Origin of the sequence: Cellulomonas persica (assembly GCF_007989825.1) — a bacterium.
Lineage (GTDB): Bacteria > Actinomycetota > Actinomycetes > Actinomycetales > Cellulomonadaceae > Cellulomonas > Cellulomonas persica.
Window position 1 is genome coordinate 266,456 of the sequence record NZ_BJUA01000002.1, and the last position, 22,202, is coordinate 288,657.

Sequence of the window (22,202 nt, forward strand, 5' to 3'; positions counted from 1 at the left end):
CCACGGCTTCGCGTCACTCCTTGCCGAGGGCGTCCTGCACCGTGCCGGCCGCCTTCTCGACGACGTTCGGCACCTCGGTCGTGCCGTAGAAGCGCACGTCCGGGTGCGTGGGCGGAGGCATCGGCACGCCCTGCGGGGGCTCGGCCACGTAGGTGAACTCGCCCTTGCCGTCCGGCGTCGGCCCCGACGCCCACGAGCCCTCGGACGCGTGGGCGCCGTCCGAGAAGTTGATGTACTGGTAGGCCACGTCACGGTCCTCGTGACGCAACGGGAAGTTGCTGGGCACGGGCAGCTCCTCCACGCCCTCGGCGCGCAGCTCCGCCGCCGCCGCGAGCCACTGGTTCTGGTGCATGGTGTCGCGCGCGAGCAGGAACCCGAGCAGGTCTCGCACGCCCGTGTCGTCGGTCATGTGGTAAAGCCGGGCGACCTGCACGCGCCCCTGCATCTCGGCGTTGGCGTTCGCCGTGAAGTCCGCGAGCAGGTTGCCGCTCGCGGTGATGTAGCTCCCGGACCAGGGGTTGCCCATAGAGTCGACGGGACGCGCACCGGCGCCGGCGACGATCGCGTGCTGGATGTCGGTCCCTCCGATGACGGCGGCCACGGTCGGGTCGTCCTGCATCGCGCCCTCGGTGACGCCGACCGGCGCCTTCTCGAGCAGCTGGGCGATCATCGTCGCGAGGATCTCGACGTGGCCGAACTCCTCGGTGCCGATGCCGAAGAGCAGGTCGCGATACTTGCCGGGCAGGTGCGCGTTCCACGACTGGAAGGCGTACTGCATGGCGACGGTGATCTCGCCGTACTGCCCGCCGAGCACCTCCTGGAGCTTGCGGGCGTAGACGGCGTCGGGCTGGTCGGGCTTGGCCTGGTGCTGGAGCGTCTGACGGTGCAGGAACATGGAGCCTCCCGTGCCGTCCGAGCCCGCCCGAGACGGCGGTCGTGGGGCCGGGTCGACGGCGCGCGGCCACGGCGACCGCCCGGTCGGTACCCGGGGCGCGCCGACGGCCTTCTTGCGCCGGAGCTGGGGCTCTCACGCGAGCCACCTCTCGACGCTAACCCGCCCTCGTCGCCCCGCAACTCCAGGCGACGCCGGCGCGGCCGGCCACCGGCGCGGACGACGGCGACAGGGGATGAGGGCGTGGGCCGGGTCGTCGTAGGGTGCGAGCAGGTGCAGGCTCGTCGACGGAGTGTGACATGGGTGGGCACGAGGATCGGGTCGCGCAGTTCCGGCAGCTGCACCGCGACGGGTGCTTCGTCATGCCGAACCCCTGGGACGTCGGCACGGCCCGGTTCCTGGAGCGGCTGGGGTTCCCCGCGCTGGCGACGACGAGCGCGGGTGCTGCCTGGACGCTCGGCGTGCCGGAGGCCCACCTGACGCGCGACCAGGCGCTCGACCACCTCCGGACGATCGCCGCGGCGGTGTCGGTGCCGGTCAATGCCGACTTCGAGGGCGGCTACGCGGTGGACCCGGCCGGCGTCGCCCGGAATGTGACGCTGGCGGCGGCGACCGGAGTCGCGGGCCTGTCGATCGAGGACTCCTCGGGAGACCCTGCTCGCCCGCTCTTCGACGTCGGCCTCGCGGTCGAGCGGGTCGCGGCAGCGCGCGAGGCGATCGACGCGAGCGGCACGGGCCTCGTCCTGACGGCGCGCTCCGAGGGGTTCGTCTGCGGGGTTCCCGACATCGACGAGACGATCAGGCGCCTGCGGGCGTACGCCGACGCGGGCCTGCCGGACGTCGACGCGCTCCTGCACGACTGACGGCCACCGCCACGCGATGCCGATACGTAGCAGTGCTAGGGTCGCCATACCTAGTACCTCAACGTATGGAGGCGGTCCGTGCGCATCGACAAGGACCTCGTGGCAGCGTCCGCGACGCCGCTGGTTCTGGGCATCCTCGCCGACGGCGACCTGCACGGGTACGCGATCCTCAAGCGGGTCGACGAGCTGTCCGGCGGCAGGATGCAGTGGACCGACGGCATGCTCTACCCGCTCCTGCACCGGCTCGAGCGCAACGGCCTGGTGCGCGCCACGTGGGGGCTGTCCGAGGCCGGTCGCAGGCGCAAGCACTACGCGCTGACGCCCGCGGGGCAGGAGGCGCTCGCCCAGCGGCGGGCGCAGTGGGAGGTCGTCTCGGACGCCCTGCACCAGGTCTGGAGCGCGCTGCCCGCACCCCGGGCGGCGGAGGCCTGGGCATGAGCGAGCACGGGACCCTCGGCGACGGACCCGGCCTGCAGCACCAGATCGACCAGTGGCGCACCTGGGTCTCGCGGCGCGACGCCATCAGCCCCGACGACGTCGCGGAGCTCGAGGACAACCTGCGCGGCCGCATCGCCGACCTGCGGGCGGGCGGCCTCGACGACGAGGAGGCCTTCCTCGTCGCCGTCCGCCGTCTCGGCAGCATCGACGAGATCTCGCGGGAGTTCGCGCGTGTGCACTCCGAGCGACTCTGGAAGCAGCTCGTGCTCGTGCCGGGGTCGCCGCCCGAGGCGGACCGTCGCCGCCGAGACCTGGCAGTCCTCCTCGCCCTGGCGGTCGGTGCCGGGATGGCGGTCAAGGCGCTGCTGGCCCTGGGCGACGACCGGAGCTTCGCACTCAACGTGGCGTTCGCGGTCCTGCCGTTCCTCGCCGCGTACTTCGCGTGGTCACGCAGCCTGCCGCGCCGGGTCGCGGGCACCCTCGCGGCGATCGCCGGCGGTGTCGCGCTCGCGGTGAACCTCTACCCCTTCGCGACCGACGGGCACGGCACGGCCACGGCGACGACGTACACGCTGGCGGCGGCGCACCTGCCCGTGCTGCTGTGGTTCCTGGTCGGCGTCGCGTACACCTCAGGAGCATGGCGCGACCACGCCCGTCGCATGGACTTCGTGCGGTTCACGGGCGAGCTGGCCATCTACTTCACGCTCGTCGCGCTCGGGGGCGGGCTGCTGACCGGGCTGCTGCTCGCGACGTTCGACGTCGTCGACATCGACGTCGAGCCGTTCGTGCAGGACTGGCTCATGCCGTTCGCGGTCCCCGGGGCGTTCCTCGTCGCGGCGTGGCTGGTCGAGGCGAAGAAGAGCGTCGTCGAGAACATGGCGCCCGTGCTCACCCGCGTGTTCCTCCCGCTCACGCTCGTCCTGCTGGTCGCGGCCCTCGTCGCGCTGCTCGCGGGCGGACCGTTGACCGGGGTCGACCGCAACCTGCTCATCCTCATGGACGCGATCCTGCTGCTCGTGCTCGCGCTGGTCCTCTACTCGACCAGCGCCCGCGACCCGGAGGCGCCCGCCGGCGCGTTCGACTGGCTGCAGCTCGCGCTCGTCGTCGCGGCGCTCGCGGTCGACGCCGTGGCGCTCACCGCGATGGTCACCCGGATCGCCGACGCGGGATGGACGGCCAACAAGACCGCTGCGCTCGGGCTCAACGTCGTCCTGCTCGTGCACCTGGTGCAGACCGGCCGGGTGCTGTGGCGGTTCGTCCGCGAGCGCGGAACCTTCGGCGCGGTCGAGCGCTGGCAGACCCGTTACCTGCCGGTCTACGCGGCGTGGGCCGCGGTCGTGGTCCTCGTCTTCCCGCCGGTGTTCTCGTACACCTGAGCCGTCGCCGGCCGGTGACGTCCGCGACCGAGGCCGGGGCCGCACGCGTCCTCCCGCGCGCACCACGGACGACGGTGGGCAGCGGCTGTCGGCGCGTCGCCCCGGGCGCGAGCCGTGCCGACGTGTGCGCAGGTCAGGCGCCCAGGACCCAGCGGACGAGCGTCGTGACCGTGACGGTCACGAGCACGATCGACGAGACGCTCAAGGGGAACCCGGCGCGCAGCATGTCGGGCACCCGGACGTACCCGGACGAGTACGCGATCGCGTTGGGCGGGGTCGCCGCGGGCATCATGAACGTGCACCCCGCCGCGAGCGCGACGGGCGCCGCGAGCAGCAGCGGCCCGTGACCGAGCGCGACGCCGACGCCGCTCATGATGGGCAGCAGCGTCGCGGCCGTCGCGGTGTTGGACATGAACTCCGTGAGCAGCACGGTCAGCGCGCACACGGCGGCGACCACGACGAGGGTCGGCATGCCGTCGAGACCGTGCGCGCGTTCGCCGATCCAGACCGACAGACCGGACGCGGTGATCTGCGACGCGAGGGCGAGCCCACCGCCGAACAGCAGCAGGATTCCCCACGGCAGCTCGCGCGTGTCCGACCAGTCGAGCAGGCGTCCGCCGCAGTCGGCGCCCGACGGGAGCAGGAAGAGCAGGACGGCGACGACGACCGCCACGACCTCGTCGTTCACCGGCGTGCCGGGCCAGACGAACGGCAGCGCGATCCACGACACGGCCGCGAGTGCGAAGACCGCCACGACGCGGTGCTGGGGCGCTCCCATCGGGCCGAGCCGCCGCAGCTCGGCCCGCACCACGCTCTCGTCCTCGCACAGGGGAGCGGGGTCGAACCGGAACACGACGCGCGTGAGCACGAACCACGCGAGCAGCAGGAACACGACCGACAGCGGCAGGCCGACCGCCATCCACTGCCCGAACCCGATCTCGATGCCGTACGTCTCCGAGAGGTAACCGACGAGCAGCGCGTTGGGCGGGCTCGCGATGATCGTGCCGAACGAGCCGATGGTCGCCGCGTACGCGATGCCGAGCATGAGCGCCGACGACAGCCGTGGGTCGACGCGGCCGCGCTCGCGACCGAGCATCGCGAGCACCGAGACGCCGATGGGCAGCATCATGACGGCAGTGGCCGTGTTCGACACCCACATGCTCAGCAACGCGGTCGCGGTCATCATGCCGAGCACGAGCCTGCGGGGAGCGGTCCCGACGAGCCGCACCACGCCGAGCGCGATGCGCAGGTGCACGTCCCAGCGCTGCAGCGCGATCGCGAGCACGAACCCGCCGAAGAACAGGAAGATGACCTTGTTCGCGTAGGGCGCGGCGACCTCAGCCATGGGTGCGACGCCACTCACCGGGAGGATCACGAGCGGGAGCAGCGCGGTCACCGCCAGCGGGAGCGCCTCGGTCATCCACCACACGCCCATGAGCACGAGCGTCGCGGCAGTCAGGGCTCCGGCGTACGCCGGCGCTCCGGCGGTCTCGGGCGTCATGTCGGGGACGAGCCAGGCCACGAGCGCCGCCAGGACCGGGCCGGCGACGAGGCCGACGGTGGACCTGCTGGGGCGGCGGAGCCGCTCCGCGCGCGGCACCGCACTGCCGCGCGCGCGGTCGGCCGGCGGGTGCGCGGGGGCGGGGACCGTTGCGGAGCTGATGGGAGACCTCTTCGTCGTCGCAGGCGGGCGTGTCTTCCTCCTCGACGCTAGCCCCCGCGCCACCTCGTGCCGTGGGACCTTCGTGCAACGAGCCGGCCGACGCGTCCGGGCATGCGCTCACCCGTGCCGGGTGGTGCCGCGGCCGTCGGGGCGCGACGACGATGACCGTGCGCCGCGCGGCGGCGCGCTCCGCCACGCGCGGCCCGCCTGCGTGGTCGGACGGCCCGGGGAAGGGACACACCATGTCGCGACCTGCTCGAGCGACCGGAGTACGGCCCGGCGGTGCCGGGACCGACGCGCGGGGCACGGGGCTCGGGCCGACGGGGCACGTGTCGCGACGACGACGCCACCTGCGCGGCGTCGTCGTCGGCCTGGGCATCGTGTGCCTCGCGTCGACGGCGGTCTCGTGCAGCAGCACGGCCTCCTCCCCGGTCGCCGTGGCCGAGGCCGACGTCCGGGCCAAGGAACGTGCCTTGACGGACGCCGAGACGGCGGCCGACGAGGCCATGACCGACTTCTGCGACGCGACCGCCGAGTACGTGACGTCGCTCGACCGGTACGGCGACGTGCTGCACACGAGCGCTCCGACCGTCGGCGACGTGCGGGATGCCGGTGCGGACCTCCTGGCACCGGCGCAGGACGCGCGCAGCGCCGGCCAGGCGGTGGTCCAGACGCGCGAGGCGGTGCTCGTCGCACGGGGTGCGCTGGTGGACGCGCAGGACGCGCTCGCGAGCGCGCAGGCCGTCGCGGCGAGCCAGGCACCGCCCACGCCCGGGCCGCGTCCGACGAGCCCGCCGCCCGCCGTCGCGCCTGCCTCGGTCGATCGCGTCGAGCAGGCGGAGAAGGACTTCACGAGCACGGTGGCCGGCATCACCGACGAGACGCCGCTCGCGCAGGCGGCCGAGCAGTTCAACGCCGCCGCGGTCGCTCTCGAGACCGCGTGGCTGCAGCTCGTCGCGCAGTCCGGCTGTCTGGACGACGACCAGCTGGCGCAGGCGGCCGCGGCGGCGAGCAGCTACACGAGCGCACTGCAGCAGTCGCTGGCGGACGCCGGGTACTACACCGACGAGGTCGACGGCATCTACGGCCCCGCGACCGTCGCGGCGGTCGAGGCCCTGCAGAAGGCGCACGACCTGCCGCAGACCGGCACGGTCGACAAGGCGACGGCGGCGGCACTCGAGGACGAGCTGACGGAGCTGGGTGGCGCCGAGGCGCAGGAGGCCCTCGTGACGACCACCGCGCTGCAGCAGACGCTCATGCTCGCCGGGTACTGGGACGGTCCGGTGGACGGCCAGTGGAGCGACGAGCTCGGCGCCGCGCTCGGTGAGGCGCAGGAGGCGCTGGGCGTCCCGGTCACGGGCGTGGTCGACGCGGCCACGGTCGGCGCCTTCCAGGAGGCGCTGGCCGCGGTGCGGGCGCCCGCTGCCGCACCGTCGTCCGACGAGCCGACGGCGTCGCCGGAGCCGTCGGCGTGACGCCCGACCGTGCGGCGTCGGTGCGGCGTGGGACGCTCAGGTCGTGACACGCTATGCGATCGACGCACCCGTCGCGGTCCGGATCGTCCGTGAGGGCCTGACCGTCGCCGACGGGCACCAGCTGGTCGGGCCGAACCTCCTGCGTTCGGACGCGTTGTCGCTGCTCTACCGCGAGTTCCGGGACGTGGAGATGTCCATCGGTGCGCGTCGGCGTCTGCTCGACGGTCTCGCCGAGCTGCGGATCCGCCTGCTCGGAGACCGGGTGTCCCGGGCGATCGCGTGGGAGATCGCCGCGCGGCTGGGCTGGGAGGACACCTACCGCGCCGAGTACCTCGCGGTCGCGCAGCTCCAGGCGGATGTCCTGGTCACGCAGGACCCGCAGCTGGCGCAGGGCGCCGAGGGGATCGTGCCGGTCGTCGGGATCGACGCGCTCACGAGCGCGGGCTGAGGGCCGGGCGACCGCCGGGCGTCGTCAGCGTGCGAGGACGTCGTCGGTGGTGGAGCCGGGCAGGGACACCGTGACCTGCGTGTCCCACGGGTCGCGCGCGGTGATGGACCGGCCGTCGTCGGCGAACGCGATGCCGCGTGCGCGCAGCCGGGCCGCGAGCGCGTCGAGGTCGTCCCGCGCGGGGACCGTCACCGCGACGTCGCCCAGCCCGAGCGTGGATGCGCGCGGTCCGGCGCCCTGGCTGTTCCACACGTTCATCGCGACGTGGTGGTGGTACCCGCCGGCCGAGGCGAACAGCGCGCCGGGGTACTCCTTCATGGTCGCTTCGAAGCCGAGCGCGTCGACGTAGAACGACTCCGCGCGCGCGATGTCGCCGACCTGCAGGTGGACGTGCCCGACGCGCCCCGCGAGCCGGGGCCCGGCGTCGAGCGCCTCCTGCGTGAGGTGCTGACGCAGGAACGCGTTCGGGTCCAGGAAGGTCGTGTCCATGAGGATCTGGCCGCGCGCGTGCAGCCACAGGCTGCGGTCGCGGTCGGTGTACAGCTCGATGCCGTTGCCCTCGGGGTCCGAGAAGTAGAACGCCTCGCTCACGGAGTGGTCGCTCGAGCCGACGAAGCGGCTGAGCGGGTCCTGCGCTGCGCGGTACACGGTCGCGGCGAGGCTGGCCTGGTCGTCGAAGAGGAACGCGGTGTGGAACAGGCCCGAGGCGCGCGGGTCGACGCCCGGCAGGTCGGGCGTGTGCACGAGCCGCATCATCGGCGTGGTCCCGCGCCCCAGGACGCGGTGCACCTGGCGACCGCGGCTGCGCTCCTCGATGGGCTCCATCGCGAGCGCGTCGGAGTAGTACGCCGACATCCGCTCGAGGTCGCCGACGTGCAGGGTGACCGCGTCCATCGTCGTGTCGGGGTGGATGACCTTCTCGTCGCGTGCGGCGGTCTGGTCGAGGGGCGTGCTCATGCGGCGGGGCTCCTGGTGGCGGCGAGGACGGCCGGGCGGGCCGATGATGGTTGTACCTACAACTGCGACGGTACGGCAGAATGGTTGTAGGTGCAAGTTCTTGCTACGCTGCGGGCATGACCCTCGCCGACCTGCGCTCCGCGGACACGGCCGACGCCCCCTCGCGGCAGGGCCGGCGCGCGGACCGCGATGCGGCCGAGCTGCTGCGGCGCGACGAGCGGATCGCCGTGGCACGCCTGCACGCGCTGCTCGAGCTCCTGCCCACGGCGCTCGACAAGCAGCTCTCGTCGGCCGGCCTGACGTCGTTCGAGTTCACGCTGCTCGAGGCCCTGCACGACGAGGACGGCGGGCGTATGCGGCTGTCCGCGCTCGCAGCGCGCACCAACGCGACGCTGCCGCGCCTCTCGCGCGTCGTGACCGGGCTCGAGCGCAAGGGGCTCGTCGACCGGACGCCGTGCGAGCAGGACGCCAGGGCGACGAACGCCGTGCTCACCACGGCGGGGGAGCGCGCCTACCTCGGCGCCCGGCCCCTGTATGCCCACGCGGTCCGCTCGATGGTCCTGGACGGTCTCGACGACGACGGCGTGGCGCACCTCGCCGACCTCACGCTCGCGATCCTGCGCCGCCTCGACCCCGACGGTCGCCTCGCCGTGACGGCGACGTGCGCGGCCGACCCGCGCGAGCAGCGCCCGCCCGCCGGATTCGAGCCCGCGGTCTGCGACGCCGACCCGAGGTCCTGAACGAAGAATCCCTACCGCGCGGTAGGTGACGGGCTACGCTCGAGCGACGCTGCCGCACGAGGAGGTCCGCCGATGGGGTTCGACGTCGAACGCGTCCTGTCCGAGCTCACGCTCGAGGAGAAGGCCGCCCTGACCTCCGGGGCCGACTTCTGGCACCTCGAGCCCGTCGAACGCCTCGGGATCCCCTCGATCATGGTGGCGGACGGCCCCCACGGGCTGCGCAAGCAGACGACCTCGTCGGACCACCTGGGCCTCGGCGAGGCCGAGCCCGCGACCTGCTTCCCGACGGCGGCGGCGCTCGGCTCGACCTGGGACGTCGACCTGGTCCGACGCGTCGGCGAGGCGCTCGGCCGGGAGACCCGGGCCCAGGACGTCGCGGTGCTGCTCGGTCCGGGCGTCAACATCAAGCGCAGCCCGCTGTGCGGGCGCAACTTCGAGTACGTCTCGGAGGACCCGGTGGTCTCGGGCGAGGTCGGCGCGGCCCTCGTCGAGGGCATCCAGTCGCAGGGCGTCGGCACCTCGCTCAAGCACTACGCGGTCAACAACCAGGAGACCGACCGGCTGCGCGTCTCGGCCGACGTCGACGAGCGGACGCTCCGCGAGATCTACCTGCCGGCGTTCGAGCGCGTGGTCACGCGCGCCCGTCCCTGGACCGTGATGTGCGCCTACAACAAGGTCAACGGCACCTACGCGTCCGAGCACCACTGGTTGCTCACGCGAGTGCTGCGCGACGAGTGGGGTTTCGACGGCCTCGTCGTCTCCGACTGGGGCGCGGTCCACGACCGGGTCGCCGCACTCGCGGCGGGGCTCGACCTGCAGATGCCGGGAGCCGGCCCGCGCCCCGACGAGCAGGTCGTGGCCGCGGTGCGCGAGGGCCGGCTCGACGAGGCCCTCCTCGACCAGGCGGCGCGTCGGGTCCTGCACCTGGTCGCACGTTCGCTGCCCGCGCGCGACGAACCGGGCGAGGTCGACGTCGACGCGCACCACGCGCTCGCGCGTGAGGCCGCGGCGGCCGGCTGCGTGCTGCTGAGGAACGAGCCTGTCGACGGTGCACCCCTGCTGCCGCTCACGGGTGAGGACGTGCTCGTCGTCGGCGAGCTCGCCCGCACGCCGCGCTACCAGGGCGCCGGGTCGTCCCAGGTGAACCCGACCCGGCTCGACGACGCGCTCACGTCCCTGCGCCGCACGCTCGGCGACGTGCCGTTCACGCCGGGCTACACCCTCGAGAACGGGCCCACGGGCGACGACGCGTCGCTGCTCGAGGCCGCCGTCGCGGCCGCGGGGCGCGCCGGGACGGTCGTCGCGTTCCTCGGACTGCCCGCGTCCGACGAGTCCGAGGGCTACGACCGGCCGCGTCTCGGCCTGCCGGACAACCAGGTCGCGCTGCTGCACGCGCTGTCCGCGGTCACGCCGCGCGTGGTCGTCGTCCTCGCCAACGGGTCGGCCGTGGACATGCCGTGGCGCGACGACGCCGCCGCGATCCTCGAGACGTGGCTCGGCGGGCAGGCCGGCGGCTCGGCCGTCGCGGACGTCCTCACGGGCGCGGTCGCACCGGCCGGGCGGCTCACCGAGACGATCCCGCTGCGCCTCGAGGACACGCCCGCGTTCGGCGCGTTCCCCGGTGAGCACGGGCACGTGCGCTACGGCGAGGGCGTCCTGGTCGGCTACCGGTGGTACGACACGCGCAAGCTCGACGTCGCGTTCCCGTTCGGCCACGGCCTGACCTACACGCGCTTCGGCTACGACGACGTCGCCGCCGCCGTGCGCGGCGCGGGTGCCGACGTCACGGTCGACGTGCGCGTGCGCGTCACCAACCTCGGCGAGCGCGCGGGCGCCGAGGTCGTGCAGCTCTACGTGCGCGACCTGGAGGCGAGCGTGGTGCGTCCCGTGCGCGAGCTCAAGGCGTTCGCCAAGGTCGCACTCGAGCCGGGGGAGTCGCGTGAGCTCGCCTTCACGCTCGCGCCGCGTGACCTCGCGTACTGGCACCGCGGGCTGGGTCGCTGGGTGGTCGAGGGCGGCACGTTCGCGATCGAGGTCGGGGCGTCGTCGCGCGACGTGCGCGGCACGGTCGAGGTCGACGTCGTGGGCGAGCCCCTGTGGGGTGCGCTCACCGAGATGTCGACGATCGCCGAGTGGCTCGAGCACCCGGTCGGGGCCGCGCTCCTGGCGCCGCTGCTCGAGCCGCCGCCCGGCGAGCCGGGCCTGGACGACCTCGACCCCTCGACGCTCGCGATGATGCTGCAGATGCCCGCGAGGGCGGTGGTCGACACCGGGTTCGCGCCGATCGACCATGACGGCCTCGCCGACCTGGTCGCACGCGCGAACGCCTGACCGTCGCTGCGTCGACGCCGGTGTCAGACGAGGAACGACAGGTACTGCGCGCGCACCTCGGCCGCCATGTCGACGCGGTCGGCGGGGGAGTCGGCGGCGGAGTCGGTGCCCAGGAGCCACTGCACCTGCAGGCCGTCCATCACCGCGACGAGGCGCCGTGCGGCCGAACGCGGCTCGACACCCTGACGCAGGGTGCCGGCGGCACGGTGCTCCTCGAAGACGGCGGTCGTCGCGGCGAGCACGTCGGCGTAGCGTCGTTGGAAGTACGCGTGCGCGGGGTGTGCAGGCGAGGTCGCCTCCGCCGAGAGCGTCGCGAAGAGCTCGACGATCCCCGGGCGTGCCACGTTGCGCTCGACGACGCGCACGAGCGCCTCCAGGTAGTCCACGCCCGCGTCGAGGTCCGCCCGCATCGCGGCGTCGTCGACGTCGTCCCTGCGCTGCAGCACCGCCTCGAGGAGCGCGGCCTTGCTCGGGAAGTGGTGCAGGAGCCCCGGGTGCGAGATGCCGACGCGCGCGGCGATCTCCCGCAGCGACGCGGTGTGGTAGCCGACCTCACCGAACAGCACGAGCGCCGCCCTCAGGATGTCCTCGCGCGTGGCGCGACCGCGCGCGTACCCGCGGGGCGCGTCGACGCGGTCGCTCTCCTGGGCGGTCATGGCGCCCAGGATCCCACCCCGAGCGGTTCGTGGTGCCCGCTCCGCGGTCCCGGCGCGTCCTGTCGCCCGTCCGGGCGCTCGACTCGAACACGTGTGCGAGTACAGTGATGCCGTGGAGGAGATGAGCACGGGCGCGGCCCGGCAGGTGCCCGGGCCGGGCGCGTCGCGGCCCCGCGCGGCGCGTCGCGAGGTGGCCAACCGTGAGGCGCCCGAGCGGATCCCGGTCCGGCCGCAGGGCGACATCCCGGTGATCGTCCGGGTCGTCTGGCTCGACGGCACGGAGGAGTGGCGGCCCGCACGGGCGGTGCGGTGGACGGCCGACCACGTGATGGTCGCGTGGCGCGACGAGCCGTCGGACCCGCGGTCCGAGCGGCACGAGTGGCTGCGTGCGGGTGACGTCGCCCGGTCGGTCAGCTGGTTCGTCGGACCGCCGCAGGCGCCGCGGCAGGTCCCCCTGCGGGTCCGGCCGGCGGCGAGCGCATGAGCGCCGCCGCCGCGCCGGCCACGGCTCAGGTCGGCTCGGTGGGCCCAGGCCTCAGTGGACGAGCTTGAGCCCGACGACACACCCGACGATCCCGAGCACGAGCAGCAGCCGGACCAGGCTGACGGGTTCGGTGCCGGTGACCATCGCCCAGCACACCGTGAGCGACGCGCCGATCCCGACCCACACCGCGTAGGCGGTCCCGACGGGCAGTGTGCGCATCGCGTAGCCGAGGCCACCCATGCTCGCCGCGAGCGCGACCACGAACACGATCGACGGGACGAGCCGGTGCAGCCCCTCCGAGCGACCGAGCGCGGTCGCCCAGACGGCTTCGAGGATTCCGGACAGGACGAGGACGACCCAGGCCATCACGAACTCCAGTGCGGCCGTCTTGTCGCTGTCCGGGTACGGCACCCTCGTCCGGGAGCCCAGGTCGGGGCTCTGCGGCTCAGTTTCTCACACGGTCTGCGCGACGGGCAGCGTCGACCGGCCCTGGACGGTGATGGTGACGGCCGCCTGCTCGCCCAGGAGCCGACGCGCGTTCTCGGGCAGCCGCACGCACGCGCGCCACAGCCCGTCGGCGACCTCCTCGTCCTGCAGGGCAGGGTCCACGTCGGGGTCGGGCGCCCAGTCCCGCAGCGGCACCCCGAGCTCCGAGCCCCAGCGCGCCCAGGTGCGCGGCGGCGCGCCCTCGGTGAGCTGGATGTCGACGACCAGCACGTCGGCCCAGTCCTCGGCCTGCTCGAGGTGGTCGAGGAACGACAGCAACCCGCCCTTGGCCCGCAGCGAGAGCAGCCGCAGCCGCAGGACGTGCCGCATCGTCTGGCTGGGGGCGGCGTCGTTGCGCGGGTCGGGTGGGCGCGTCGCCTGCGACGACAGGTAGGTGCGCACGATCGGCACGGGCCGCACGTCGGTGCCGCCCGCCGGTCGCTCGATCTGGATGGGGCACAGGTGCGCGGTGCTGCGCTCGTGCAGGACCACGGGCAGGCCACGGATCGACATCTGCGTCTCGAGCTGCCAGACCGTGTCGTCGTCGGGGCTGCCCCACGGCGCCAGGCCCGTCAGGTCCGCGGAGACCTCGAGGTCCCCGAACAGGAACCGCCGCAGGTTCTGGTAGCCCTCCTCGGAGTTCACGATGCCGAACCGGCCCGAGTGGCTGCGGTGCACGTAGGAGCACGGGGCGCCCTCGACGAACGCGTTCTCGATCTGGACGAGGCCGTCGCTGCGCGGCCCGACCGCACGTGACGACAGGCCGAGCGCGGCGGCGTAGTCGGTCGCGTTCGTCCCGACGAGGCAGAAGAACCGCTCGGGCGGGAACCCGCCCGCGGGAAGGCGGGTCGCGGAGAACTCGTCGGTCAGGCCGACGGTGGCCGGCGTGAGGAACTCGCGCATCCGGCGCGGCCCGAAGATGTCGGCCCCCTGCACGCCGAGCGCGTCCCGGACCTTCTCGAGGAGCCCGAACCCGACCGCGAACTCGATCCCTCCGTGCGGCGTCGCGTACGTGAAGACGCGGTCGACGAACGCGAGCGCCGCGTCGAGGGACCCGCCGACCCGCTCGGCGTCGGGGATCACGCGCTGCAGCATGCTGCGCACGACGAGCCCGCCCATCGAGTGGGCGACGAGGAAGACGCGCGGTGCCCCGGTCCGCTCGCGCACCAGCTGCACGAACTCGAACAGGCTCTCGGCCGCGCGCTCGAGGCTGAACGTGGCGGGCTCGTGCGTCAGGTGCGGCGCGAACTCGTCGTAGAACCGGTGCACCCAGATGGTGGCGGCGGGGACCGTGCGCGTCTCCTGCCGCCGCAGGTACGCCTCCTGGTCGCCCTGCACCAGGAGCTGGTACTCGTGGTCGATCATGAGCCGCAGCAGCGGGCTCTCGAACTGGTGGAACAGCGGACGGTTCTCACCGTCCACGCGGGCCTGGACCGAGCCCTCGTTGAAGCCGTAGAACGGGTCGTCGACCGCCTTGTCGATCCCTGACGGACCCCCTGCGTAACCGCGCACGTAGACGACGGGCAGCCGCCCGTCCCCGGGGTAGCTCATCGCCGCCTCCTCGTCGAAGACGCCGTCCGGCGTCACTTCGAAGGACGCGGTGAGATCCGTCCTGATACGCCGCCCACGAACGGGCGGGCACGGTGCGGCCCCACCGGGCCGCGGCGGCCGGGGACGTCAGGCGATGTCGTCCCGCACGACGAGCACGGGGCAGCTCGCCAGGCGTGCCACGCGACGGCCGACGAGATGACGACGCCCCCGCAGCCGGCGCGACCCGACCACCACGAGACCTGCCGTGCGCGACGCCTCGACGAGCGCGCGCACCGGGTCGCCGTCGGTGAGGATCGTCCGCACGTCGAGCCCGGGGTAGGTCTCGGCGAGGTCGGCCGCGACGTCCAGGGCGGTCTCCCGACCCTGCGTGTCGTGGCCGTTGCGGCGCGCGTGCAGCACGTGCAGCGGGACGCAGCGGCGCACGGCCTCGCGCGCCGCGAGCCCGGCCGCGAACCACGAGTCGGGGCTCGCGTCGACGCCCACGACGACAGCGCCGTCGGTGCTGCGCTCGTCCCGCACGAGCGCGACCGGGCACCGGGCGCGCCAGGACAGCGCCGTGCTGATGGTCAGCGACGCCGCGGTCTGGTCCGACCGGGTCCCGGCGACCAGCAGCTGCGCGTCCCGGCTGTACTCCGCGAGGGCGGGCACGGTCGACCCCTGCAGGAGCACGGCGGCGACCTCGAGGTCCGGGTGCGCCTGCGCCACCGAGTGGCACACCGCGCGCAGGTCGTCGCTCACGGCGTCGGTGTCCGGCGGGACCGCGGGCGCACCCGCCCAGGTCCAGGGGCCGACCGCGGGCGCGACGACGTGCGCGACGACGAGGCGCGCGCGTCGCTTCACCGCGGCGTCCACACCCCAGCGCAGGGTCTGGGCACTGCGGTCGGAGCCGTCGAGTGCCACCACGACGGGTCCATCGGTTCGCATCGCGTCACCTCGCTGTGCTCACGCCTCGTGCTCGACACCCCCAGCATCGCCCCACCGGGCGCACCAGGTGTGGCACGAAGGTCCCTCCGCGTGTCAGCTCGTGACAGGGTGCACAGCTCCGCCCGTGACACGCACGAGCTCCTCGAACGTCGTCGGGAACACCGTGTGCGGCGTACCGCCCGCGGCCCAGAGCCGCTCGTACTGCGCGAGCGACTCGTCGACCACCGTCTCGAGCGGAGCGGGATGCCCGAGCGGCGCGACGCCGCCGATCGCCTGCCCGGTGGCCGAACGCACCTGCTCGGGCGTCGCACGCTCGATCGAGGGCCGGCCCAGCCGTCGGGCGAGGGCGCCGGTGTCGACGCGGTGCCGGCCGCTGGTCAGGACCAGGAGAGGGCGTCCGTCCGACCAGAACACCAGGCTGTTGGCGATCTGGCCGACCTGGCAGCCGAGCGCGGCCGCGGCCTCGACCGCCGTACGAGCCGAGTCCGGCAGCTCGACGACGCTCCCCTCGACGCCCGCGTCCGCGAGAGCCTGGGCGACGGCCTGGGAGCGGGCGGGCAACGAGGGCGTCGAGGTCACGGCGTCATCCTGCCGCAGGTCATGGGCTCGACCGTCCACCTGTCCACCCGGTGGCGCGCCACGGACGCCGCGGTCGAGCACGGTCGGCAGGCGCGGTCGTCACGCACCGTCGGCGGTGGGCGGCACGGGCCGACGACGCCGCGGCGTGAGCCGGATGTTCGGCAGCTCGGGCGCCGGGATCCGCTCGTCGCCGTGACCCGCGACCGTGCCGAACCGCTCCGCACGCGTTGGCGACTCCCAGTCCGCGCGCGCCTGCGCGACCTGCGCGTGGTCACGTCCGACGAAGTTCCACCACATCACCAGGTCGTCCGCGAACGGCTCGCCGCCGATCAGCAGCACCCGCGCACCCGGCGTCGACTCGAGCGTGAGCTCGTCCCGCCCGTCCCCCAGGAACAGCAGCGGCCCGGGCTCGCACGGCTCTCCCGCGACGAGCGCCGTCCCGCGCAGCACCAGCACCGCGTGCTCGAAGTCGGGGTCGAGGGGCAGCGCCGCCCGAGCCCCCGGGGCCAGCGCAAGGTCCGCGCCGACGAGCGGCGTGTGCACGACGGCGGGGGAGCGGACGTCACCGACGGCCCCGACCATGACGGTCGCGACGAGGCCGGGCGACGTCCACACGGGCAGGTCGGTGACCTGCTGGAAGGAGGCCGGGCCGGCTGCCGCACCGTCGGGCAGCGCGACCCAGAGCTGCACGGCGTGCACGCGCGGGCTGTCACCGATCGAGAGCTCGGAGTGCGCGACCCCGCTCCCCGCGGTCATGAGGTTGAGCTGACCGGGACGCACGACGACGTCCGAGCCCACGCTGTCCCGGTGGTGGATCTCGCCCTCGATCGGCCACGTGACGGTCTGCAGCCCGGTGTGCGGGTGGGGCAGCACGCGCATCTGCACGTCCTGCGGGCCGAACTCGTCGAGGAAGCACCACGCCCCGACCGTCGGCAGGGCCCGTTGCGGCAGGGTGCGCCGCACGTTCATGCTCCGGATGCCGCCGAGAGGCACCTCGCGCGCCTCGAGGCGCTCAAGCCGTGGACCGCTGCGCACGTGCCCGACGCACAGCTCTGGTGCCGGCCTCGTCTCGAGGTTCGTCATGGCGCCACTGTGTCACCCGGCGCGCTCCGCCGTCACGCCCCGCCGACCGGCACGCCGCCCGGACCTCACACCCACGCTGCGCGCCGCGTCTGCAGACTGTGAGGGTGCATCCACCGTTCGAGGACGTCGTCCGCGCGCACGGCGCGACCGTGCTGCGTGTGTGCCGGGCGGTCGTGGGCGTGCACGACGCGCAGGACGCCTGGGCCGAGACGTTCCTGGCGGCGCTGCGCGCCTGGCCGACGCTCGACGAGGGCGCCAACGTCGAGGCGTGGCTCGTGACCATCGCGCACCGCAAGGCGATCGACGTCTGGCGTGCGACCCGACGACGCGCGGTCCCCGTCGCCGAGCTGCCGGAGCGGGTCGATGCCGGCGAGGGACGCGACCTCGACCTGTGGGCGGCGATCGCGCGACTGCCCGACCGGCAACGGCACGCCGTCGCGCTGCACCACCTCGGGGGCCTGCCGTACGCGGAGGTCGCCGACGTCCTGGGCGGCACCCCGGCCGCGGCCCGGCGTGCGGCAGCGGACGGCATCGCCACGCTCCGACGGACGTCCTTGCGGTGGGCGGGCGGCGGGGACGAGGGCCGCCAGGACCGCGAGCGGCATGGCGACGGGCACGACGAAGGGGACGAGCGATGACGGCGCACGAGAACGGCGAGATCCGCCCCACCGCGCTCACGGCCCGGACGACGGACGCGCTCGCGGCGGCCCTCGCCCCGGTCGACGACGCGACGCTGGACGGTCTGCGCACCCTGCTCGCGGAGCGGGCCGAGCGCGACGGGCTCCTGGACGTCGCCTACCGCACGGTCGACGGCCCGCTCGGGACGCTCCTCGTCGCCGCGACACCGGCCGGGCTGGTGCGCGTCGCGTTCGAGGTGCAGGACCACGCCGCGGTGCTGGCGGACCTCGCGGCGCGCGTGAGCCCGCGCGTGCTGGCCGTCCCCCGTCGGCTCGACGCCGTCGCCCGCCAGCTCGACGAGTACTTCGCGGGCACGCGTCGCCGGTTCGACCTGCCGCTCGACCTGCGCCTGAGCCACGGATTCCGGCGTGCGGTGGTCGAGCACCTGGCCGAGATCGCGTACGGGCGCACGGCGAGCTACGCCCAGGTCGCCGCGGCGGCCGGCAGCCCGCGGGCGGTCCGCGCGGTCGGCACGGCGTGCGCGCTCAACCCCGTGCCCGTGGTGGTCCCGTGCCACCGCGTGGTCCGCTCGGACGGCACGCCCGGCCGGTACGCCGGGGGCGCAGCGGCCAAGGCGGCCCTGCTCGCGCTCGAGGCCGACGGCGTCGCTCCCGGGGGAGACCGCGGGGGCCGACCGGCGTAGCGTCGCTCGCATGTGCCGGAACATCACCACGCTGCGCGGCCTCGAGCCGCCCGCGAGCGACGCCGAGATCGAGGCGGCCGCCGTCCAGTACGTCCGCAAGGTCACCGGGGTCCGCACGCTGTCGCCGTCGACCCGCGAGCCGTTCGAGGCCGCCGTGCGGGCCGTCGTCGCCGCCACGGCGGCGGTGCTCGCGGACCTGCCCGAACGGCGCTCCGCGCCGACGACGCTGCCGCCGCTGCGTCGGCCCGAGGTGCAGGCACGGATCGCCGCGCGCATGGCCGAGCGCGAGGCGCACGAGCGCGCGCACGAGCTGGGTCTTGCGCACGCGCACGACGACGACGGGCGCATGGTCACGGCCGAGCGCTGACCGGCGGCCCGGTCGCCCCGCCACCACGGTGAGCAGGCGGCGGCGGCCGCTACTCGACGTGCGCGGACGCGGCCGGTGCCGCCCCGTCGCCTGCCGGTGCCGCGAGCGGCCACGGCACCAGGCGCGGGATACCGGAGGGCGCGACGGCGGCGAGCGCGAGGAACCGTGCCTCGGCGCGGTGCAGGCGGATGTGCTCGTCGAGCGACCACGTCGGGCCGTTCGTCAGACGCATGCCGCACGCGCACGCGATGGTGACGCGTCCGTCGGGGTCGGTCTCGACCACGCCCACCGTGGTGTGGTCGGTGAAGGCCTGCACCTTCGCGCGCCGCATCTGGGCGCTGACGGCCTCGGGGGCGCTGTGCTCGTCAGGGGTCACGCTGAATGATCGGACGAGAACGCCTCGTCGACCAAGCGGTCGAGCTCGAACGACTCGTCCCAGGCCCCGCCGCCGAGGCTGGGCATGATCTGACGCAGCGTCGGACGCCACTCCTCGATGCGGTCCGCGAAGCACCGCTCGAGCAGGTCGACCATCGTCGCGACCGCGGTCGACGCCCCCGGGGACGCGCCCAGGAGACCCGCGATCGACCCGTCGGCCGACGTCACCAGCTCGGTGCCGAACTCGAGGACTCCGCCGCCCTTGCCCTTCTTGATGACCTGCACGCGCTGGCCTGCGGTGATCAGCTCCCAGTCGCGCTCCCGCGCGGTCGGCATGAACTGGCGCAGGGTGCGCAGGCGCGCCTCGCGCGAGGCGGTGACCTCACGGATCAGGTACTTGAGCAGGTCCAGGTTGTGCAGGCCCACCGCGAGCATCGGCACGACGTTGCCCGGCCGGATGGACCTGACCAGGTCGAGCCACGAGCCGTGCTTGAGGAACTTCATGCTCCAGCCCGCGTAGGGGCCGAACATGAGCGCGCTCTGCCCGTCTACGACACGCGTGTCGAGGTGCGGCACGGACATCGGGGGAGCGCCGATCTCGGCGCGGCCGTAGACCTTGGCGTGGTGCTGACGGACCACGTCCGGGTTCGTCGTGCGCAGGAACTGGCCGCTGATCGGGAACCCGCCGTAGCCCTTGGCCTCGGGGATCCCGGACTTCTGCAGCAGGCCCAGCGCGCCACCGCCGGCGCCGATGAAGACGAAGCGCGCGGTCAGGGTGCGGGCGCGGCGGTGGCCGTTCCAGCGGCGGTCGCGCACGGTGACGCGCCACGTGCCGTCCTGGCGACGACGCAGGCGGGTGACCTCGGACTCGAGGTGCAGCGAGGCGCCGCGGTGCACCGCGTCGTGGATCATCGAGTGCGTCAGGGCCCCGAAGTCCACGTCGGTCCCTGCGGACGCGCGGGTCGCCGCGATCGGCACGTCCGGGTCGCGGTCCTCGACGAGCAGGGGCGCCCACTGGCGGATCTGCTCGGGGTCGGTCGTGAACTCCAGGTCGGAGAACAGCGGGTGCCGGCTCAGCGCCTCGTGCCGGCGGCGCAGGAAGTCGACGCCCTCAGCACCCCGCACGAACGTCATGTGCGGCGTGGCGGAGACGAACCCGGTCCCGCCGGGCAGCCGGCCCTGGACCGCGAGGTGGTGCCACAGCTCGCGCGACAGCTCGAACTGCTCGTTGATCGTGACGGCCTTGGTCACGTCGATCGAGCCGTCGGGGCGCTGCGGCGTGTAGTTGAGCTCGCAGAGCGCGGCGTGGCCGGTGCCCGCGTTGTTCCACGGGTTGGAGCTCTCCTGGGCGAGCCCGTCACGCCGCTCGTGGATCTCGATGCTCCACGTCGGCTCGAGCGTGCTGATGAGGCTCGCGAGCGTCGCGCTCATGATGCCGCCACCGATCAGGAGCACGTCCACGTCGGTTCCGGTCTGGCTGTTCCGGTCCACTGAAGGCACGCTTCGATCGTAAGTTGATGTCGAGATTCTCCATCCCGAGGAATACGTGATCTTGGCGACATGTGACTTTGGTCTCTACCGAGCGTTCGCGACGGGGTCTGCGGGGCCTGAAGCGCGCCTTGTCGCGGCCTGGCGCTAGCGGGGGTGCACGCGGGAGGGTAGAACGAGTCCATGACGCGCGACCGAGACCTCGTGTCCGACCCGTCGGCGGAGCGGATCGCCGACCGCACGCCCGACGACGCCCTCCTCGCCGCCGCGGACGCCAGGACCGGGGGAGACCCTGCTCGCGCGCCCCGTTCGCTCACGGCGACCGAGCTCGTCCCCGACGACGAGGCGGTCGCGAGCAACGACGAGTGGGACGACCCGGACCGCCTCTAGCACGGCCGCGGCCGCGCGCCGCGTCGCGGCCGCGCCGACCTCGACCGCGAGCGTCGCCCTGTCGCGGCTCGTCATGCCGGCTGCGCTAGTCGAGCGTGACACCCGCCGCCTGCACCGCCCGCAGCAGCGCGTAGCCGTCCGGGCCCTGCAGCACCGGGATGCCACGGTGCGCCGCGCGCTGCTCGGCGCGCACCGACTCGGGCGCCGGCGCGGGCAGGCCGTGCGCGAGCACGTGCTCGGCGAACGTCAGCTGACGGATGAGGACCGCGCGCACGTGCTGCGGGTTGCGTGCGGCGGTGGCCGCGAAGATCTGCGGGTCGTGCTGGCCGTCGTCACCGACGAGCACCCATCTGATCGCCGGGAAGTCCTCGGCGAGCCGCTCCAGCTGCCCCAGCTTGTGCTCGCGCCCGCTGCGGAACCACCCCGTGTTCGTCGGACCCCAGTCCGTCAGCAGCATCGGGCCGCGCGGGTAGCCGAACCGGCGCAGGAACCGGCCGATCGCCGGCGCGGCGTTCCACGCGCCCGTCGACAGGTAGAGCACGGGGATCTCCGGGCGGCCACCGGTCAGGCGGGCGTACAGCCCGGCCATGCCGGGTACCGGCTCGCGTGCGTTCTCGTGCCGCACGAGCGTGTTCCACGCCGCGACGAAGATGCGCGGCAGGCGGGTGACGAGGACGGTGTCGTCGATGTCGCTGACGATGCCCGAGCGGACCTCGGGTCCCACGACGTGCACGGGAGCGACCGCGACCGCGCCGTCGGCCGCGCGCAGCTCGACGTCGTGCCACCCGGGCTCGAGATCGCTCTCCAGGCGGACGTCGAGGTAGCCGCCGCGGTCGGTGGTCACGACGTGCACGCGGTCGCCGACCCGGACCTCGACGTGCGCGCCCGCGACCTGCGCGGTCGCGAACGAGCGCCAGCCCCGCAGCGCGGGCGCCGTGCGCGCGCCCGCCTGGGCAGCGGCACCCGAGCCCGGCAGGTCGTGCTCCTTGACGACGGGCGCGGCCAGGAGGGTGCGGGCGAACACGCGCACCCACCCCGGCGCACCGTAGCCGGCGTACGGCTCGATCCGCAGCGTCCAGCCGCGCCGGCGCAGGACGGCCGCAACCCGACGGTCGAACGCGTCCTCGAGCCGCGCGGCGGGGTGCAGCCGCGACACCGGGTTGGTCGAGCCCGGGCGAGGTGCGCCGGGCCGGACCGCCCTCAGGTCGTCGCGTGCCTGGTCGCCGCCCACGTGCAGGGTTCCTCCTGGGTCGGTCGGGTGCGTGCCGGCAGGGCCGGCGGCGCGGGTCGTGGGGTCGGGGACGACCGCAGGGTC

Annotated in this window: 24 protein-coding genes and 1 riboswitch; of the genes, 12 read left to right on the forward strand and 12 right to left on the reverse strand. The window is 74.1% G+C overall.

Features of this window, described 5'->3' with window-relative positions; translation table 11 throughout:
• Positions 1 to 13 precede the first annotated feature (13 nt).
• Positions 14 to 895 (reverse strand): manganese catalase, encoded by an 882-nt coding sequence (locus CPE01_RS03000; protein WP_146805155.1) that lies wholly within the window; start codon positions 893 to 895, stop codon positions 14 to 16.
• Positions 896 to 1,191: 296 nt separating this feature from the next.
• On the opposite strand from CPE01_RS03000, the gene CPE01_RS03005 reads away from it, so the two are divergent.
• The 3 genes from CPE01_RS03005 to CPE01_RS03015 all read left to right on the forward strand — a co-directional run bounded on the left by CPE01_RS03005 (position 1,192) and on the right by CPE01_RS03015 (position 3,569).
• Positions 1,192 to 1,755 carry an isocitrate lyase/PEP mutase family protein gene (locus CPE01_RS03005; RefSeq protein WP_146805156.1) on the forward strand — a complete coding sequence of 188 codons (564 nt, stop codon included), beginning with the start codon at positions 1,192 to 1,194 and terminating at the stop codon, positions 1,753 to 1,755.
• Positions 1,756 to 1,833: 78 nt separating this feature from the next.
• Complete coding sequence (locus CPE01_RS03010) at positions 1,834 to 2,193, forward strand: PadR family transcriptional regulator (RefSeq protein ID WP_146805157.1); 360 nt, start codon at positions 1,834 to 1,836, stop codon at positions 2,191 to 2,193.
• Positions 2,190 to 3,569 carry a permease prefix domain 1-containing protein gene (locus tag CPE01_RS03015; protein ID WP_146805158.1) on the forward strand — a complete coding sequence of 460 codons (1,380 nt, stop codon included), beginning with the start codon at positions 2,190 to 2,192 and terminating at the stop codon, positions 3,567 to 3,569. Before CPE01_RS03010 ends, CPE01_RS03015 begins: the two co-directional genes overlap by 4 nt.
• 133 nt (positions 3,570 to 3,702) lie before the next feature.
• Here CPE01_RS03015 and CPE01_RS03020 read toward each other — a convergent pair whose 3' ends face one another.
• Positions 3,703 to 5,070 (reverse strand): SLC13 family permease, encoded by a 1,368-nt coding sequence (locus tag CPE01_RS03020; RefSeq protein WP_186811385.1) that lies wholly within the window; start codon positions 5,068 to 5,070, stop codon positions 3,703 to 3,705.
• Between the two features lie 404 nt (positions 5,071 to 5,474).
• On the opposite strand from CPE01_RS03020, the gene CPE01_RS03025 reads away from it, so the two are divergent.
• Both CPE01_RS03025 and CPE01_RS03030 read left to right on the forward strand, forming a co-directional pair.
• Complete coding sequence (locus CPE01_RS03025) at positions 5,475 to 6,707, forward strand: peptidoglycan-binding domain-containing protein (RefSeq protein WP_146805160.1); 1,233 nt, start codon at positions 5,475 to 5,477, stop codon at positions 6,705 to 6,707.
• A 43-nt stretch (positions 6,708 to 6,750) separates the two neighbouring features.
• Positions 6,751 to 7,155, forward strand: coding sequence for a PIN domain-containing protein (locus CPE01_RS03030; RefSeq protein ID WP_146805161.1), 405 nt, complete (start codon positions 6,751 to 6,753; stop codon positions 7,153 to 7,155).
• Between the two features lie 24 nt (positions 7,156 to 7,179).
• Here the strand turns inward: CPE01_RS03030 and CPE01_RS03035 are convergent, their stop codons facing one another.
• On the reverse strand, positions 7,180 to 8,112 hold the full coding sequence (locus CPE01_RS03035; protein WP_146805162.1) for a VOC family protein: 933 nt from the start codon (positions 8,110 to 8,112) through the stop codon (positions 7,180 to 7,182).
• Positions 8,113 to 8,228: 116 nt separating this feature from the next.
• Here CPE01_RS03035 and CPE01_RS03040 point away from each other — a divergent pair, with 116 nt between their 5' ends.
• Positions 8,229 to 8,852, forward strand: coding sequence for a MarR family winged helix-turn-helix transcriptional regulator (locus CPE01_RS03040; RefSeq protein ID WP_146805163.1), 624 nt, complete (start codon positions 8,229 to 8,231; stop codon positions 8,850 to 8,852).
• A 72-nt stretch (positions 8,853 to 8,924) separates the two neighbouring features.
• Positions 8,925 to 11,183, forward strand: coding sequence for an aryl-beta-d-glycosidase (locus CPE01_RS03045; RefSeq protein ID WP_146805164.1), 2,259 nt, complete (start codon positions 8,925 to 8,927; stop codon positions 11,181 to 11,183).
• Between the two features lie 23 nt (positions 11,184 to 11,206).
• Here CPE01_RS03045 and CPE01_RS03050 read toward each other — a convergent pair whose 3' ends face one another.
• Positions 11,207 to 11,839: a TetR/AcrR family transcriptional regulator gene (locus CPE01_RS03050; RefSeq protein ID WP_146805165.1), complete on the reverse strand. Its 633-nt coding sequence runs from the start codon at positions 11,837 to 11,839 to the stop codon at positions 11,207 to 11,209.
• 121 nt (positions 11,840 to 11,960) lie between these two features.
• On the opposite strand from CPE01_RS03050, the gene CPE01_RS03055 reads away from it, so the two are divergent.
• Entirely contained in the window at positions 11,961 to 12,323 is a 363-nt protein-coding gene (locus tag CPE01_RS03055; RefSeq protein WP_246783711.1) for a hypothetical protein, read from the forward strand.
• Positions 12,324 to 12,374: 51 nt separating this feature from the next.
• Here the strand turns inward: CPE01_RS03055 and CPE01_RS03060 are convergent, their stop codons facing one another.
• The 5 genes from CPE01_RS03060 to CPE01_RS03080 form a co-directional block, all read right to left on the reverse strand.
• Positions 12,375 to 12,689 (reverse strand): DMT family transporter, encoded by a 315-nt coding sequence (locus CPE01_RS03060; protein WP_146805264.1) that lies wholly within the window; start codon positions 12,687 to 12,689, stop codon positions 12,375 to 12,377.
• 10 nt (positions 12,690 to 12,699) lie between these two features.
• Positions 12,700 to 12,765, reverse strand: a riboswitch (guanidine-III (ykkC-III) riboswitch).
• 11 nt (positions 12,766 to 12,776) lie between these two features.
• Complete coding sequence (locus CPE01_RS03065; RefSeq protein WP_146805166.1) at positions 12,777 to 14,360, reverse strand: esterase/lipase family protein; 1,584 nt, start codon at positions 14,358 to 14,360, stop codon at positions 12,777 to 12,779.
• A gap of 126 nt (positions 14,361 to 14,486) precedes the next feature.
• Positions 14,487 to 15,284 carry a universal stress protein gene (locus CPE01_RS03070; protein ID WP_146805167.1) on the reverse strand — a complete coding sequence of 266 codons (798 nt, stop codon included), beginning with the start codon at positions 15,282 to 15,284 and terminating at the stop codon, positions 14,487 to 14,489.
• Positions 15,285 to 15,377: 93 nt separating this feature from the next.
• Positions 15,378 to 15,863, reverse strand: a complete 486-nt coding sequence (locus CPE01_RS03075; RefSeq protein WP_146805168.1) for a YbaK/EbsC family protein — start codon at positions 15,861 to 15,863, stop codon at positions 15,378 to 15,380.
• A gap of 99 nt (positions 15,864 to 15,962) precedes the next feature.
• Positions 15,963 to 16,946 carry a pirin family protein gene (locus CPE01_RS03080; protein WP_146805169.1) on the reverse strand — a complete coding sequence of 328 codons (984 nt, stop codon included), beginning with the start codon at positions 16,944 to 16,946 and terminating at the stop codon, positions 15,963 to 15,965.
• 104 nt (positions 16,947 to 17,050) lie between these two features.
• On the opposite strand from CPE01_RS03080, the gene CPE01_RS03085 reads away from it, so the two are divergent.
• Genes CPE01_RS03085 through CPE01_RS03095 form a run of 3 tightly spaced genes read left to right on the forward strand, consistent with a single transcriptional unit; the run spans position 17,051 to position 18,634 of the window.
• Complete coding sequence (locus CPE01_RS03085) at positions 17,051 to 17,584, forward strand: RNA polymerase sigma factor (RefSeq protein WP_146805170.1); 534 nt, start codon at positions 17,051 to 17,053, stop codon at positions 17,582 to 17,584.
• Positions 17,581 to 18,267, forward strand: a complete 687-nt coding sequence (locus CPE01_RS03090; RefSeq protein WP_146805171.1) for a methylated-DNA--[protein]-cysteine S-methyltransferase — start codon at positions 17,581 to 17,583, stop codon at positions 18,265 to 18,267. Before CPE01_RS03085 ends, CPE01_RS03090 begins: the two co-directional genes overlap by 4 nt.
• 10 nt (positions 18,268 to 18,277) lie before the next feature.
• A complete protein-coding gene (locus tag CPE01_RS03095) occupies positions 18,278 to 18,634 on the forward strand; it encodes a DUF2277 domain-containing protein (RefSeq protein WP_146805172.1) in 357 nt (118 codons plus the stop codon).
• Between the two features lie 49 nt (positions 18,635 to 18,683).
• On the opposite strand, the gene CPE01_RS03100 is transcribed toward CPE01_RS03095, so the two are convergent.
• Both CPE01_RS03100 and mqo read right to left on the reverse strand, forming a co-directional pair.
• The gene (locus CPE01_RS03100) at positions 18,684 to 19,010 is read right to left on the reverse strand and encodes a hypothetical protein (protein ID WP_146805173.1); all 327 of its coding nucleotides are present in this window, start codon (positions 19,008 to 19,010) and stop codon (positions 18,684 to 18,686) included.
• The gene (gene mqo, locus CPE01_RS03105) at positions 19,007 to 20,509 is read right to left on the reverse strand and encodes a malate dehydrogenase (quinone) (protein WP_281285092.1); all 1,503 of its coding nucleotides are present in this window, start codon (positions 20,507 to 20,509) and stop codon (positions 19,007 to 19,009) included. The genes CPE01_RS03100 and mqo overlap by 4 nt, the downstream gene beginning before the upstream one ends.
• A 171-nt stretch (positions 20,510 to 20,680) precedes the next feature.
• Between mqo and CPE01_RS03110 the strand changes: the two genes are divergently transcribed.
• Positions 20,681 to 20,887 (forward strand): hypothetical protein, encoded by a 207-nt coding sequence (locus CPE01_RS03110; RefSeq protein WP_146805174.1) that lies wholly within the window; start codon positions 20,681 to 20,683, stop codon positions 20,885 to 20,887.
• Between the two features lie 85 nt (positions 20,888 to 20,972).
• On the opposite strand, the gene CPE01_RS03115 is transcribed toward CPE01_RS03110, so the two are convergent.
• The gene (locus CPE01_RS03115) at positions 20,973 to 22,118 is read right to left on the reverse strand and encodes an App1 family protein phosphatidate phosphatase (protein ID WP_246783691.1); all 1,146 of its coding nucleotides are present in this window, start codon (positions 22,116 to 22,118) and stop codon (positions 20,973 to 20,975) included.
• Between the last annotated feature and the right edge of the window lie 84 nt (positions 22,119 to 22,202).